This window comes from Pseudofrankia asymbiotica, from assembly GCF_001983105.1.
In the GTDB taxonomy this organism is placed as follows: Bacteria; Actinomycetota; Actinomycetes; order Frankiales; family Frankiaceae; genus Pseudofrankia; species Pseudofrankia asymbiotica.
Window position 1 is genome coordinate 1 of sequence record NZ_MOMC01000116.1, and the last position, 13,705, is coordinate 13,705.

Sequence of the window (13,705 nt, forward strand, 5' to 3'; positions counted from 1 at the left end):
GAGGACGGGGAACCGATGCCGCCGTCGCACCAGGGACGGGCATCCGTGCCCACCCAGTACGGCGCTCCCTACCGCGACCCGGCGGGCCGGCCGGCCGCGTAGCCGACGGACCGATGACGGCGCCGTCGGGTCTGGCGCCTCAGTCCGTCCGGGTGCCGTGATGCGCGCCGGGACGGACAGGCCGCTGTGACCTGCGTGGCAGGCGGTGCGCGCTGGCGAAGCTCCTGATCGTCGAGGACGACGTGACCGTGGGTGCCCCGGCGTCCGCCCGCCGAGCGCCGACAGCATGCCCCGGCCCCATGTGAGGGCGATGTGCCGGCTCGGCACCACCCGCCGGGCTCCGGCCGCGCGGTGGGCGGCGACGAGCGCACACGTTCCTCACATGCCGGTCCGCGCAGACTTCCGGTCGGCGTCACGCACGCGGCGCATCGCGTCGTCGGAGAGTCGTCGGAGTGTCGTCGCGTCGCGGGGAGCGTCGCCTCGCAGGGAGCGTCACACCGCGGGGTCCGGAGCTCCCGTCCTGGGAGTCCGCCGACGCCAGAGGAGCTGCCGATGCGCGCGGAGCCGGCCGGGCTGGAGGGCCCGCCCGCCCCGCGGCGGATCGGGCTCGGACGGCCCCGCCTGCTGCTCGCCGTCGCGTCGGGGCTCGCGCTGGTCGCCCTGACGGTCCTCGTCGTGCTGCGCGGCGGGACGCCGACCGCGCTCGACGCGGCCACGCACCGATGGTTCCTCGACCATCGGGGCTCGACGTTGTCCGATGCGGCCGTCGCGGTGTCGTTCACCGGCACCGGCGTCTTCGCCTGTTTTCTCGCCGCCGTCAGCGGGGCCGTCGCGCTCGCGCCGCGGCCCCGGTGGTGGCTGGGTGCGGCCGTCGGGGCCGCGGCGCTGGCCGTGGGCCAGCTGGTCCGGGCCGCCCTCGCGCTCGCGGTCGGCAGGGCACGGCCACGGACGGTCGACTGGATCTCGCACGCGTCGGGCTTCGCCTTCCCGTCCGGGCACACGACCACCTCCGCCCTCGTCGCCGCCGGCTTGGCGGCGGCGATCCACCACCGGGCACGCCGGCCCGCCGCCCGCACCGCCGCGGCGGCCGGCGCGGGCCTGTGGGCGCTCGCCGTCGGGGTGAGCCGGGTCTGCCTCGGGGTGCACTGGCCAACGGATGTCCTCGCCGGATGGCTGCTGGCCACCGTGCTGGCCGCCGTCGGCCTGCCCTGGCTGGCCGCCCTGCTCGCATGGATCGGACGGGACCAGCCCGACGATCCGCAGTGACCGCAGTGACCGCACGGATCCACAGAAAACACTGCAATTCAAACGCGGGAATCCCTGAGTTCATTTCTTCACATGGGGCTCACACGTTGGCATGCCTACGGTTCGCCTTCACGATGGTGAACACCATTCGTATCCCCACCAGGAGGCGACATGACAAAAGTGGGCACAGTTTTCGACCACACCGACGCCGGCAGGTATGTAGTCAAAAAGCTACCGGAAATCACGGTGGCGTTCTGGGTGATGAAGATCGCCGCGACGACGCTGGGCGAGACCGCCGGCGACCTGCTCGCGCAGACGCTCCGCCTCGGCTACTTCGTGACGACGGTCGTACTCGTGCTCGTCTTCGTCGGCACGCTCGCCGTCCAGCTGAGGTCCAGGACATACAACCCGTTCTTCTACTGGACGGTGATCCTCTCGACCAGTACCGCCGGCACCACCATATCGGACTTCATGAACCGCGACGCCAGCGCCAAATACCTTGCCACGGGCACCGAATCGCTGGGCTGGGGGCCGCAGGGCCTCGGTCTCGGCTACCCGGCCGGCGCGGCCATACTCGTCTCCCTGCTGATCGCCGTCTTCATCGTCTGGCGGCACACCGGGCTGACCTTCGCCATCCGCGACATCGACTCCCTCCGCGGTGAGGGCCTGTTCTGGTCGGCCATTCTCGTGTCGAACACCCTGGGAACCTCGATGGGCGACTTCCTGTCGGACAGCTCCGGCCTCGGCTATGCGGGCAGCGCGACGCTCATCCTCGGGCTCCTGGGCGTTCTGCTGGCACTCAGGTACGTTCCGGCGGTGTCGAACGTGCTGCTGTTCTGGCTCGCGTTCGTGCTCACCCGCCCGCTTGGCGCCACCGTCGGCGACCTCCTGACGAAGCCCGCGGCCAAGGGCGGGCTCGCCCTCGGCACGCTTGGGTCATCCACGGTCCTGCTCGCGCTGCTGTTCGGCCTCGTCGGCTACGCCCACACGCGCGAGCGGCGCCGGGCACGCGCCGCCGTGGCGGAGCCGGCACCGGTCGGCGCCGTCTGACACCCGCCTGGGTGAGATCACCCAAGCATGCACGGGGGCAGGGACGGCCAGCTGCGAGCAAAGATGAGTAGGACTGTGAAGAAGCGCAGGGCGCTCGCCCCGCCGCCGGGAATGGCCCTGGAGCACCGGGCGACGGCCGCAGCGCTGGCTCAGTGCCAGCGGCATGCCCTGGCGCGGCACACGCGCAGCCAGTGCGACCGTRCCGCTTGATCGAACAGCGAAACCGCAGGTCACGCACCCGAATCAAGTTTCGGCACCGTACAGGGCGCCGACGGGCTTGGTGGCGGACGGGTCTACTCGGTACGCAGGCCGTCGGGCCGCATTAGCCGCCATAGGACCGGCAAGCTCGCCACCGTGACCCCGAGGACGACCACGGCGGTGGTGGCCGAGACGGTGGCGATGTTTACCCAGTCGAGCTCCGGTGACCGGTGCACCATGCGCAGCAGCGCGCTGCCGAGCCCGACGCCGACCCCGATCGCCAACCCCAAGCCGAGCAACATTGGCACGGCTGTCTGCCACAGCACAGAGAGCGCCAGAGCGCCAGAGTGCCCCGGCGGGTGCCAAAGGCGACCAGCACGGCCAGCACCCGGCGGCGCTCGCGCAGCTGCTCGACCGTCGTCACCAGCAGGCTCGCCCCGATCAGCCCCAACACCAGGACCGTGCCGACATACAGCGCCGTGCGGATCTGCGGGAACCGCGGGTCGAGCACGACCTCGCCGTAGGTGGACACGTTCGCCAGCGGGTCGGCGTCGGCGATGGCGCCGCGCAGCCGGTCGATGACGTCGGCCGCCCCTGGTGGGACGTCGGCGAACGCGGTCGGCCGCAGCGCGTCGACGACCTTGGCGGGGACGGCGCCCGGGGTCGCGAGCACGCCCTGGAACATCGGTTCGGTGCTGGCGGCCTCGGCCGCCCCTGGCGGCACCGTCCACTGGGACTCCGCGACGGGGTCGCCGGGGGTCGCTGACGGGTCGCCGACGACGAGGCGCACTCCGGGCCCGGCCAGGACTGCCGACCCGGACGACAACACGGCGAGGGTTGCCGGGTCGGCGAGCTGGGCGGCGTCCACGACCGCGGTCACCGGCGGCGCAGCCGGCGGGACGTTCGCGCCGGCTCCCTTGGGGACGGAGTGGGTGAGGAAGACGTCCCCGTCCGCGCATGCGGCGAGGTCGGCGAGCTCGCGCAGCGTCGCGCAGTCCGCGACGATCAGCGTCGCGCCCAGCCTGCGCTGGGGATCGCCGCCGACAGGGTCGACCGAGCTCACATAGCCCTGGGCGAAGACCCGCGCGGTCGCCCCTGTACCGGCGGCCGAGATCGCCTGGGCCAGCGTCGACGTGTCCAGGCCGCTGGTCGAGCCCTCGATCAGCATCCGAGCCAGGCCGTCGTCGGTAAGGACCGCGCGCTGGACAAAGGCCTTCTCGGCGACGGCGAACACCATCTGCAAGGCGATCGCGCCTGCCACAGCCACCGACACGGCGGCGACCGCGCGCACCGCCGAAGCGTTGTCGAGCTGCAGCCGGCGCACCGCGAGCTGCCAGGAGGTCGGCCCAGCGCCGAGGCGGCGGACCCCCGCCTCGACGGCCCATGGCAGCAGCACTGTCACCCCGAGCAGCGTGAGCACCATCCCGGTGCCCAGCTGGGCCTGGCGCATCAGACCGAAGTCGTCGTTCGCGTCGAGCGGCAGGACCAGCGCGAGCCCGACGACCGGCAGCACCAGCCGCCACCACAACCGCCGCCGGGCCGGCACGGCCCGGCGGACCACGCCCAACGGCTCGATGACGACACGGCGCAGCAAGATCACGGTGAGCGCGACCGCGCTCACCGGCACCGCGGCCAGCACCAGCGCCCCAAGCACCGGCGAAGGGCGGACGTCGGCGGTGAACACGCTCGCGCCGAACAGCGTGAAGTGCCCGACCAGCGCACGGCCGGCGGCGAACAGCGCCGCCCCGGCGGCGCAGCCCGCCAGCGCACTCACCAGCGCCCCGCCCGCGGCGACCAGCCGCGCCATCGCCGGGTCGGCGCCGAGCAGCCGCACCGCGGCCAGCTGCCGGTCGCGCGCCTCGCCGCCGAACCGGACCGCCGCCGCCGTGAACGCCCCGATGGGCAGTAGCAGCACGACGACGACGACGATCATCAATATCACCAGCTCGACCGGCATCGGCATGAAGTTGACCGGCCCGCCGAAGCCAACGATGCGGATCGTTTCCGAGACTTCGGCGGTCCGCAGCTCGGTCTCGGCTGGGGCACCGATGTAGACGTACAGCTCGTTCGGACCCGACAGCCCCTCGCCGCCGATCGTGCCAACCCGCTCGTAGGGCAGCCGCCGCGCGGCCTCGGACCCGTCGCCCGCCGAGCCGAGCAGCCGGGCGAGCGCCGGGGACACGACCATCTCGCCAGGCCCGGGCAACGCGGACACCCCCGGCGGAAGCGGCGGGTGCGCGCCGTCCGGCCGCAGCACGTAGCCGTCGACCTGGTGGCCCCGGATCTCGGCGTGGAAGCCGCGCAGCATCATCGTGGTGTCGCTGGGCCCGGAGACACCCGCCCAGTCCCACGACCGCGCTTCCCGGCGGCCGTCGCGGGCGTCGAGGATCGCGGGCAGCGCCGTGGCGACGAGCAGCAGCGCGACCCCGAGGCCGACCCCGAGGCCGGTCATCGCCACCCGCAGCCACGCCGTCGGCCCGCCCGCGAGCATGAGCCGCGCGCCGAGGAGCAACTGCGCCAGCGGCCCTGCGCCCCCGGGCCGACCGCCGCCGGCCCGGGACGGCTCGCCCGGCGCGGGCGCGGACGGCCGCGTGGTCACCCCCAGGGCAGTCATCCGGCCGGCGCCTGGGTACGGCCGTCACGGACGATGACCTCGCGGTCGGAGTATGCGGCGACGCGGGCGTCGTGGGTGACCAGGACGACCGCGGCAGACGTCTCCCGAGCGGCCTGGGTGAGCAGGCCCATCACCTGCTCGCCGTTGAGCGAGTCCAGCGCCCCGGTCGGCTCGTCGGCGAAGATGGCCTTCGGCTCGGTGGCCAGCGCCCGGGCGACGGCGACCCGCTGACCCTGGCCTCCGGACACCTCGCCGGGCCGCTGGCCCGCGACGTCGGCGACGCCGAGGCGCTCGAGCTGGCCGAGCGCGCGCCGCTGTGCCTCGCGCCGACGGATGCCAGCCAGCCGCAGCGGCAGGGCGACGTTCTCGGCGCACGTCAACTCGGGCACGAGCTGGCCGAACTGGAAGACGAAGCCGAACTCGGCCCGGCGCAGAGCGCTGCGCCCCGCTCGCCCGCCTCGCCCGACGCCGGTCCGGGCGAGGCGGGATGGCGCTACCGCAGGGACCGGTCCAGCCAGACGCGGTCGCGCAGCTCGATGCCGTCGATGACGATGCCGGCGTCGTAGCCGGTGGCCTCCGTGAACGCGTCCCGCTCGATCGAGCGCATCCGGAAGCCGCACCGCTGGTAGAAGCGCAGGTTGTCGACGTCGGCCGCCGCGGTCGCGACGAGCAGCGTCGTCACCGGTTCGTCCGCGAGCCGGTCGACGAGTGACGTGATCAGCGCCCGGCCGATGCCGCGTCCCTGGTGGGAGGTCAGCACCGCCATGTTCTTGATCTCGATCTGGTCGGTCCGGGCCGTCGGCACGGCCTGCAGGTGGCCCACGACCTGCTCGTCGATCAGCGCGACGAGGACCCGGCCCTCGTCGAGGTAGGCGTCGAGCGCGGCCGACGAGTCCTCGGCCAGCTCGAACGACGCCCGCAGCGCGCGCCGGTCTCCCTCGTACGGCTGGACCCGCGGGTGGACCGCGACGGACGACGGGCCGGTCATGTCAGCTCCTTCACGAGGATGGCACGGGTGTAGAGCAGCTCGAACCCGCTGCGCTGCACGTTCTGCTGGGACCGGGAGGCCGGCTGCGTCGTGACGACGGCCAGGTCGCAGCCGGCGGCCGCGGCGGCGGCGAGCCGGGCGGCCACGAGCGCGGTGTGGATGCCCCGTCGGCGATGGGCCGGGGCGGTCGCCGCACCGCCGAGCTGCAGAAGACCGCCCGTGATCCGGTGGCTGGCGCCGCCGGCGAGGACGCCGCCGCGCAGCGCGCTGTACCGCACCATCCCGGTCGCGGCCGTGAGGTCGTGCATCGCGCCGATCGCGACGTCGCGCGGGAACTCCTCGTGCGAGGGGAGCCCCTGGGTGTCCGGTTCGAGGATGCCGTCGGCGACGACGTCGAGCCAGTCGTCCAGCTCGTCCGGCCCGCTCGTCCGGATCTCGACGCCTTCGGGCAGGTCCCGGACGCGCTCGTCGCCCAGCGGGCGGCCGAGCACGTTCTCGAACGACACCAGCCGGTAGCCGCGCTCCGTCAGGACCGCGCCGATCTCGGCGTCGACGAGATGCGGAAGCTCGACCTGCACCGGCGAGCCGTGGGCGGCGAACGCGCGCTCGACCTCGTCGAGGTCGCCGGCGCTCGGCACGCCGCCGAAGCCGAGCCCGGCGACCTTGTTGAACGGCGACTCCGGCTCGGCGTAGCTGGCGACGCCCCCGGCCACCTTCATCACGAAGCCGGCCGTGTCGGCTCGCCGGCGCCGGGCGGCGGCGCAGGCCTCGGCCATCAGCTGTGCCTCCGCGCGCTCGATGCGCTCGGCGAGCGGGCCGTCGCAGAACAGTGGCGATCGGCCGCCGGCGGGGCTCGGCGACGCCGCGTCGGCCGCGAGACTGGGGGTGTGCTGCATCGTGGTCATACGGGTTCAGTGCACCGGGCCGGCCGGACGTTACAGTGCCGCGTCGGCGTGGGATGGCGGGTTTGAGGCCGGCGACGGTACCGCCTAGGTTCGGTTCGTGGACGTTCGACAGTCCGGTCGGGCCGGGGCCGCCCCCGGTGCGGCAGCCGACGACGGCGACGGCGCCCTCGTGCGGGAGCTGCGCGCCGGCGACGAGCGGGTGTTCGCGGAGCTGGTCGACCGGATGACGCCGGCGATGCTGGCGATCGCGGCCGGATACGTGCCCGGCCGGTCCGTCGCCGAGGAGGTCGTGCAGGAGGCGTGGCTCGCGGTGCTGACTGGTCTCGACCGGTTCGAGGGCAGGTCGAGCCTGCGGACCTGGGTGTTCGGCATCGTCGTCAACGTCGCTCGGCGCCGGGGAGCCCGGGAACGGCGCAGCGTCCCGTTCAGCGACGCCTTCGCCTTCGCCGGCGAGGCCGGGGACGAGGTGGGGCCGACGGTCGACCCGGGCCGGTTCCGTGGCCGCGACGACGAGTGGCCGGGGCACTGGGCGAGCCCTCCCCGGCCGTGGGACCTGCCCGAGTCGGCCCTGCTGGCCGGGGAGGTACGCGACCGGCTGCGCGCGGCCCTGGACGTGTTGCCACCGCGGCAGCGCATGGTCGTGCACCTGCGCGACGTGCAGGGCCTCGCCGCCGACGAGGTCTGCGCGGTGCTCGGCATCGAGCCGGGCAACCAGCGGGTGCTGCTGCACCGGGGCCGGGCCCGGCTCCGTCAGGCGCTGGAGGACTACCTGAACGGGGACCGAGCGTGACCGACGGCCTGGACATCGACTGCGACGAGCTGGTCGAGATCGTCACGGACTATCTCGACGGGGCGCTGGACGCCGGCACCCACCGCCGGGTCAGCGAGCACCTCGCGCAGTGCGACGGCTGCGCGACCTACGTCGAACAGATGCTGGAGACCGCGCGGATCGCCGGCACGCTGCGGGCGCAGGAGCTGCGGCCGGACATGCGTGAACGGCTGCTCGGGGCGTTCCGGGGATGGAAGGCGGCCGGCACCCCGCCCGGCTGACCCGGCCCGGAGGCCGGCACGGCCGCCCACCTGCCCCGGCCCGGGGGCCGGGGGCCGGTTCGCCGCACGCCTGACCCTGGTAGCCCCAGCGGTGGACCTGTCCGTGGTCGGCCTGCTTATCTGGACTAAAGTTTGGGGTAACTATTCAGGTTGTCGGTGATCTTGATTTGGTTCAGGCTGCCGCGGGCAGCCAGGGGTTACCCTCGGCGAGTCGGACGGGGGCTTTGAAGGTCGAGATGCCGTGTTTGGCCRCCGTCGACAGGTAGCTGCGTAGTGCGCAGAACTGGCGGGCGCCGGTGAGGGTTCTCAGGCAGCCGGAGACCTTCTGGCGGAGTTTGACCATGCGTAGGTCGCGTTCGGAGCCGTTGTTGTCGGGTGGGACGCGATGGTCTTTGGTGAAGCGTAGGTAGTCGTCTTGGCGGTCGATCAGCCGGTTGGCCAGGGCGTTTCGTTTCTGGGCGAGGGGGGTGGAGCGGTGGGCGGTCTCGCTGATCCCGATGTGGGTGGCGTTCCGGTAGAGCCGGGTCTGTTCCGCGAGCGCCGCCGGGTCGATCTCGCCGTCGGCGGCGAGTTTCTGGAGCGCGACGAGGGCGTCCGCGACCTGGCCGGCCCAGCACCACTCGCCGGCGGGCGCTGTCTCGATGACGGCGACGAGTTCACGCAGGACGTGGGCGCAGCAGAGCTGATGGGACGCGGTCGCGTAGGTGTCGTAGGGGCTCCAGGCGTCGTGGACCGTGACGCCGGTGAAGCCGGGAAGCACGCCCAGGTCGTCGATCCCGTCGACGCCGCGCTTGTCGTGGCAGGTCAGCAGGGTGAGCCGGTCCGTGCGGGCGAGATGGATCCAGCGCAGCCGGCCCTCGACGCGCAGCCCGGTCTCGTCGGCCCCGACGACGTCGGCGGCGCGCAGCTGGCCACGGACCTCGTCGAGCAACCCGCTCAGGCCGGCCGCGGCGCGGCTCGCCATCGCGACGACGGTGCCGGCCGAGACCGGCAGCCCGCACAGCTCGGCCAGGGTCTTGGCGGTCCGGTCCGCGGACAGGAACTGGCCGGTATAGAGGTAGACCGCCGCCGCGGCGACGCCCGGCCCGTACTGGACCGGCGCGTTCACCCCCGCCGGCGCGGCCGCGCCGGTCGCCGTTCCGCAGCCGCACTCCCGCTCGATGAGCTGATGCTCGATGACCCGCGGTTTCAGCTCGGGCAGGTCGACTACCTGACGCAGCGTGCGGCGGCTGACCGGCCGGCCCGTAAGCGACGCCCCACAGCCGCCGCACGGTCCCGGCTCGTGGACCACGGTCTCGTCCGGTTCGGCGACCATCCGCAGCGTCGAACCACCATGGCCGTCCTGCCCGCCAGGGCGGCGTCCGGTCCTGGGCCGCAGCGACTTCGGCGCCGGTTTGCCCAGCCCGTCCGAGCTCGGGGGCTTCGAGGAGTTCCGCGAGTTCGCCCCGACCCGGGCCTCCAACTCCGCGACCCGCGCCAACGCCCGTTCCAAAGCCTCCGCGAGCACCCCACGCGCGGCCCGCTCCTCGGCCAGCTCCCGCTCCAAACGCACGACCAGCGCCGCGAGCACGTCATACGACGGCACCAACCGATCGTCAGACACAGCCCGCACCCTACGAGACGATCACCCACACACCACACCCCAGCCGGTCCCGCCAGCCACCCAGCCGACCCAACCAGCCACAACCCACAACATCACCCAAGATCAGAAACAAGCTGAATAGTTACGAACCGTCATGCCCGAAAACAGCCCCGAACCGTCGGCCAAGGACTCGGCGGACTACCGCCCCACTGCGGCCGAGTTGACCAAGGCACGTGCCGAAGTGGCCCACTACCCGCTCGACGTCCGGTACTCGTACGCCTGCGGCGCCCTACGGTTCGTCGCCGAGGAACTCGTCAGCGGACGCACGGACGAATTCACCGTCGGAGYCGCCCGCTACGCAATCGCCCTGGCCGAGGTGGCGAGCGAATCCTCCAACGACCGCCACGAGGGGGCCTGATGGCCGCGCGCAAGGGCAGTCGTCGGGGCAACAACGAGGGATCTATCTATCGGTACCGCAATGGCTGGGCCGGTCAGGTCAGCCTGCCCGACGGTTCGCGACCGACGTACTACGGCGTAACTAAAGAAGACGTGCAAGATAAGATTCGAAAGGCGCTCCGCGCGTTGGAGGACGGCGTTCCGGTCGTCACGACGCGGATGACGGTCGGCGAGTATCTGGAGCAGTGGGTCACGGTCGTTCTGCCGTCCCGGGTCGTCGCGGGGACGCTCGCCGAGTCGACCGCGGACTCGTACGCCGATCAGGTCCGGCTGCATCTGGTGCCGATCCTCGGGCGTCACGAGCTGCGCAAGCTCACCCCCGCGCACGTTCGACAGTGGATGACGCGGAAGCTGACCGAACCCTCGGCGGCCGGACTGGCGCAACGCGCGGCCTGGGACGCTGCGGCCACACGCAAGGCCGAGCAGCGCGCCAAGGAAGCGGCCGAAAAGCCCGCGTCTTCCCGGTCTCGAAAGCGGCCAGCGGCGAAGCAGGCGTCGGCGCCGCCGGAGCGCAAGCCAATCAAGCCGCTCTCCGCTCGGTCGGTGCGCTACGTGCTCGCGATCCTGACAGCCGCCCTCGGCGACGCGGTCCGCGAGGAGCTGCTCACGCGCAACGTCGCGACGCTCGTGCAACCGCCTCGGGACACAGACGCGCCGGTGCGCTCGCTCGACGAGGGGGAAGCGCGCAAGGTCGTCGCGGTCGCGCTCGTCGACCGGATGGCGCCGCTGTGGCTGGTTCTGCTCGCTCTCGGGCTTCGCAAAGGTGAAGCGCTCGCGCTGCGCTGGGAAGCCCTCGACCTGGACGCGGGCACGGTGGCCATTCAGCGCAAGCAGCGACGGCGCCGCGCTGGCATCGACCCGGAAACCGGTCGGCAGCGCTGGGAGCTGGTCGAAGACGAGTACCTGAAGACGAAGGGGTCAAAGGCAGTCCTCGCGCTCCCAGACATGGTCGTCACCGTGCTGCGCGAGCACGAACGCCGGCAGGATGAGGTCAAGACGCGGGCCACGCAGCAGGCTGAAGACCTGGGCGTCGAACGTGCGGTCTTCTGGGCGGATGACGGCCTGGTGTTCACGACCGCGGCGGGCCGACCGATCGATCCACGCAACGTCAACCGCTGGTGGGATGYCGTGTGCGAACAGGCCGGCGTCCGGCGCGTCCGCGTTCACGACCTCCGACACACGGCGGCGACGCTGCTGTTCCGCGCTGGCGTCGACCTGAACGAGATTCGTGCCCTACTACGGCACACCCGAATCGGCACGACAGCCGACATCTACGTCGACGTCTTCGACGACGTCCGACGAGGAACGGCCCACAGCATGGACGGCATCCTGACCCGGCTGCACGCTCCGGCCGACGTCACGGACAGTGACAGCAAGCCAAGGCCACGCCCTGCCAGGAAACCTTGATCGAAGCCAATTGCAGTACGAACTGCAGTACGGACCCCGGAAAGAGCAGAGCCCCGCGCTGCCCTGGGGGCTGCTGCGGGGCTCTGACCTGTCTCGACCAGACGTGCGCTCGGAGGGACTCGAACCCCCAACCTTCTGATCCGTAGTGCGCTGTTTGTCGTGTTTGTCGGTGTCGCGTGATGCCGACCTATCCCGCACCGTCCGGCACACAGGGCCTTCCCATGCCGGTCAGTGTCGGTCTGTGCCAGGCAGGGACGGCACGTCCGCGCACACGTCGCGCACACCGCAGTCAGCTCACCCATCCAACGACGACACCTTTCCGCGCCAACCACCACCGCGGTCGAGATCGAACCGGCCGCCTCCCCCGCCCGAAGGAGAACGGCTACGCCGCCGCAGGCGCGGCCCGGAGGACCTCAGCGATCGCCGGTGCGGCAACCCTCGCGCCCGCCCAAGGCCGGCCAATCAGCACAGCCGCTTCGAAGCCGCTCCGGGCCGGTGCCCGATGAGTCAGCTTCGGAAGATCGCGGCCACCCCGCCCCACAAGGACGCCCTGGTCGCGGCCGGACCCGTAAATGCCGGGAAGCTCGTCACCGCCATGATCGGCATCGTCGTCGCGCTCACATTTCTCTTCGGCTTCGGGAACTCCTTCGCCCTCGGCCTCCGCCTCGGCGTCCCGATCTTCATCGCACCCCTCGTCGCCCCAGCAGTCGACCTGTCCGTCGTCGGCCTACTGCTGGGCATCCGCCAACTGGCCCTGAACGGCGGCCCCGCCAAGGTTCAACGATCCGCGCGGCGGCTGCTCATCTTCGCCAGCCTCGTCACCCTCGCCCTCAACATCGCCGAACCACTCATCGCCGGCCACTACGGCAAAGCAGCCTTCGACGCCATCGGACCACTACTCATGATCGGCTGGGCCGAAGTCGCACCCGACCTCATCCAAGCCATCCAGACAACCGGATCAAGCACGCCCCCGCCAGCACCACCAGCCACGAATGATCCACATGACTCGAAGCCGACCGACCAGCCGGCAGCGCCCACACGGGCACGCGAAGGCGAACAGCCCGAAGAGCCCACGCCGGGTGGGACGCCCACACGAATTGATCCGGGAGCCCGCGACCAGGACCTACTTCATCGAGCCCGAGCCGAAGACGTCCTGCACTGGCAACACCACCAACGCCCCATCTCCGCAGAAACCCTCCGCAAACGACTCCGCATCGGCGCCCCCGCCGCCCGCAAACTCGTCACCCAGCTACGCACCGACACCCACACCAAGATCGAACGCGGCGCTGGGTCGCCGGACGGTGAACCCGGGCAAGCCGTCTAACCGAAGGCCCATACGCAGAGGCCATGGTCACGCCTGGTCGGCCACGGACCGCAACGGGACGAGCCGGCCTCGGCGGCGTCGGAAAACGCCAGAGCCCCGCGCCACGAGAAGCGGCTGCGGGGCTCTGACCTGCCTCGACCAGGCGCGCACTCCAGGGAATCGAACCCCAACCGATGATCCACCAACAGGTGCAACCAACGAGGACACCCACCACGTCCACGAAGCACTGACTTCCAGCATGATCCTACCTACGCCAAGAAGCGCAACCAAAAACGATCATCGATGCGTCCGACGATCGATCGGTCTCGCAGGGCTCGGCGGCCCCCTGACCGACTGCAATGACCAGCACAGGCGCCGGCCGCGCCGCGGCCGGCGCCTGTGCTGGTCGACGTCGCCGCGCGAGACGGCGCCGTCGTCGACCGAATCCGTCGACATCCACATCCACTACGACGGCCAGGCGGTGCGGGACGGCCGGATGCAGCCCTCGTCCTGGCACGGCGTGACCACGATGGTGATGGGCAACTGCGGCTTCCGTTTCGCGCCGGTCGCGACCTCGACCTGGCCAGCTGTCTTCCAGGGTCCGCGGGGTTGAGCAGTTCGGTCTTGTAGAGGCCGATCGTGGTCTCGGCCAGGGCTTTGTCGTAGGCGTCTCCGACGCTGCCGACCGACGGGTCGACGCCGGCGGCGGCGAGGCGTTCGGTGAACGCGATCGAGGTGTACTGACTGCCGGTGTCGCTGTGGTGGACTTGCCAAGATCCCGGCCGAGGCGCTCGCCGAGCATCGGGCAGGCRATGGCCTATGTCGCCATAACTTTCTGTTACATGTGCCACCAATCTACGAGCCAGTAGATCACAGTCCGTCGTCCAGGGTCATCCTGGACAGCTCG

12 protein-coding genes and 1 pseudogene are annotated in these 13,705 nt (G+C 71.7%); 7 read left to right on the forward strand and 6 right to left on the reverse strand.

Translation table 11 applies throughout. From position 1 onward, the window contains the following. Positions 1-552: 552 nt before the first annotated feature. Entirely contained in the window at positions 553-1,266 is a 714-nt protein-coding gene (locus BL253_RS37155) for a phosphatase PAP2 family protein (protein WP_076822669.1), read from the forward strand. 150 nt (positions 1,267-1,416) lie between these two features. Further along, a complete protein-coding gene (locus tag BL253_RS37160) occupies positions 1,417-2,295 on the forward strand; it encodes a COG4705 family protein (protein ID WP_076822671.1) in 879 nt (292 codons plus the stop codon). Positions 2,296-2,698: 403 nt separating this feature from the next. Here the strand turns inward: BL253_RS37160 and BL253_RS37165 are convergent, their stop codons facing one another. From BL253_RS37165 to BL253_RS37180, 4 genes are read right to left on the reverse strand one after another with little or no spacing between them, the layout of a single operon-like run. Beyond that, on the reverse strand, positions 2,699-5,107 hold the full coding sequence (locus BL253_RS37165; RefSeq protein ID WP_241835489.1) for an FtsX-like permease family protein: 2,409 nt from the start codon (positions 5,105-5,107) through the stop codon (positions 2,699-2,701). Continuing rightward, positions 5,104-5,625: an ATP-binding cassette domain-containing protein gene (locus BL253_RS37170; protein WP_081439075.1), complete on the reverse strand. Its 522-nt coding sequence runs from the start codon at positions 5,623-5,625 to the stop codon at positions 5,104-5,106. The genes BL253_RS37165 and BL253_RS37170 overlap by 4 nt, the downstream gene beginning before the upstream one ends. Continuing rightward, positions 5,601-6,095, reverse strand: coding sequence for a GNAT family N-acetyltransferase (locus BL253_RS37175; protein WP_076822673.1), 495 nt, complete (start codon positions 6,093-6,095; stop codon positions 5,601-5,603). Before BL253_RS37175 ends, BL253_RS37170 begins: the two co-directional genes overlap by 25 nt. After that, on the reverse strand, positions 6,092-7,000 hold the full coding sequence (locus tag BL253_RS37180; RefSeq protein ID WP_241835490.1) for a GNAT family N-acetyltransferase: 909 nt from the start codon (positions 6,998-7,000) through the stop codon (positions 6,092-6,094). The genes BL253_RS37175 and BL253_RS37180 overlap by 4 nt, the downstream gene beginning before the upstream one ends. A 97-nt stretch (positions 7,001-7,097) precedes the next feature. On the opposite strand from BL253_RS37180, the gene BL253_RS37185 reads away from it, so the two are divergent. Both BL253_RS37185 and BL253_RS37190 read left to right on the forward strand, forming a co-directional pair. Continuing rightward, a complete protein-coding gene (locus tag BL253_RS37185) occupies positions 7,098-7,790 on the forward strand; it encodes an RNA polymerase sigma factor (protein WP_081439072.1) in 693 nt (230 codons plus the stop codon). Beyond that, on the forward strand, positions 7,787-8,050 hold the full coding sequence (locus BL253_RS37190) for an anti-sigma factor family protein (protein WP_081439073.1): 264 nt from the start codon (positions 7,787-7,789) through the stop codon (positions 8,048-8,050). The genes BL253_RS37185 and BL253_RS37190 overlap by 4 nt, the downstream gene beginning before the upstream one ends. A gap of 172 nt (positions 8,051-8,222) precedes the next feature. Here BL253_RS37190 and tnpC read toward each other — a convergent pair whose 3' ends face one another. After that, complete coding sequence (gene tnpC, locus BL253_RS37195) at positions 8,223-9,653, reverse strand: IS66 family transposase (protein ID WP_081439074.1); 1,431 nt, start codon at positions 9,651-9,653, stop codon at positions 8,223-8,225. A 133-nt stretch (positions 9,654-9,786) separates the two neighbouring features. Here tnpC and BL253_RS37200 point away from each other — a divergent pair, with 133 nt between their 5' ends. From BL253_RS37200 to BL253_RS37210, 3 genes are all read left to right on the forward strand, one after another. Beyond that, complete coding sequence (locus tag BL253_RS37200) at positions 9,787-10,050, forward strand: hypothetical protein (RefSeq protein WP_076822679.1); 264 nt, start codon at positions 9,787-9,789, stop codon at positions 10,048-10,050. Next, positions 10,050-11,495, forward strand: a complete 1,446-nt coding sequence (locus BL253_RS37205; RefSeq protein ID WP_076822681.1) for a tyrosine-type recombinase/integrase — start codon at positions 10,050-10,052, stop codon at positions 11,493-11,495. The genes BL253_RS37200 and BL253_RS37205 overlap by 1 nt, the downstream gene beginning before the upstream one ends. Before the next feature lie 502 nt (positions 11,496-11,997). Continuing rightward, on the forward strand, positions 11,998-12,819 hold the full coding sequence (locus BL253_RS37210; RefSeq protein WP_076822682.1) for a hypothetical protein: 822 nt from the start codon (positions 11,998-12,000) through the stop codon (positions 12,817-12,819). Between the two features lie 543 nt (positions 12,820-13,362). Here the strand turns inward: BL253_RS37210 and BL253_RS37220 are convergent. After that, a pseudogene (locus BL253_RS37220) lies at positions 13,363-13,592 on the reverse strand (IS3 family transposase); the annotation flags it as partial. Positions 13,593-13,705 lie beyond the last annotated feature (113 nt).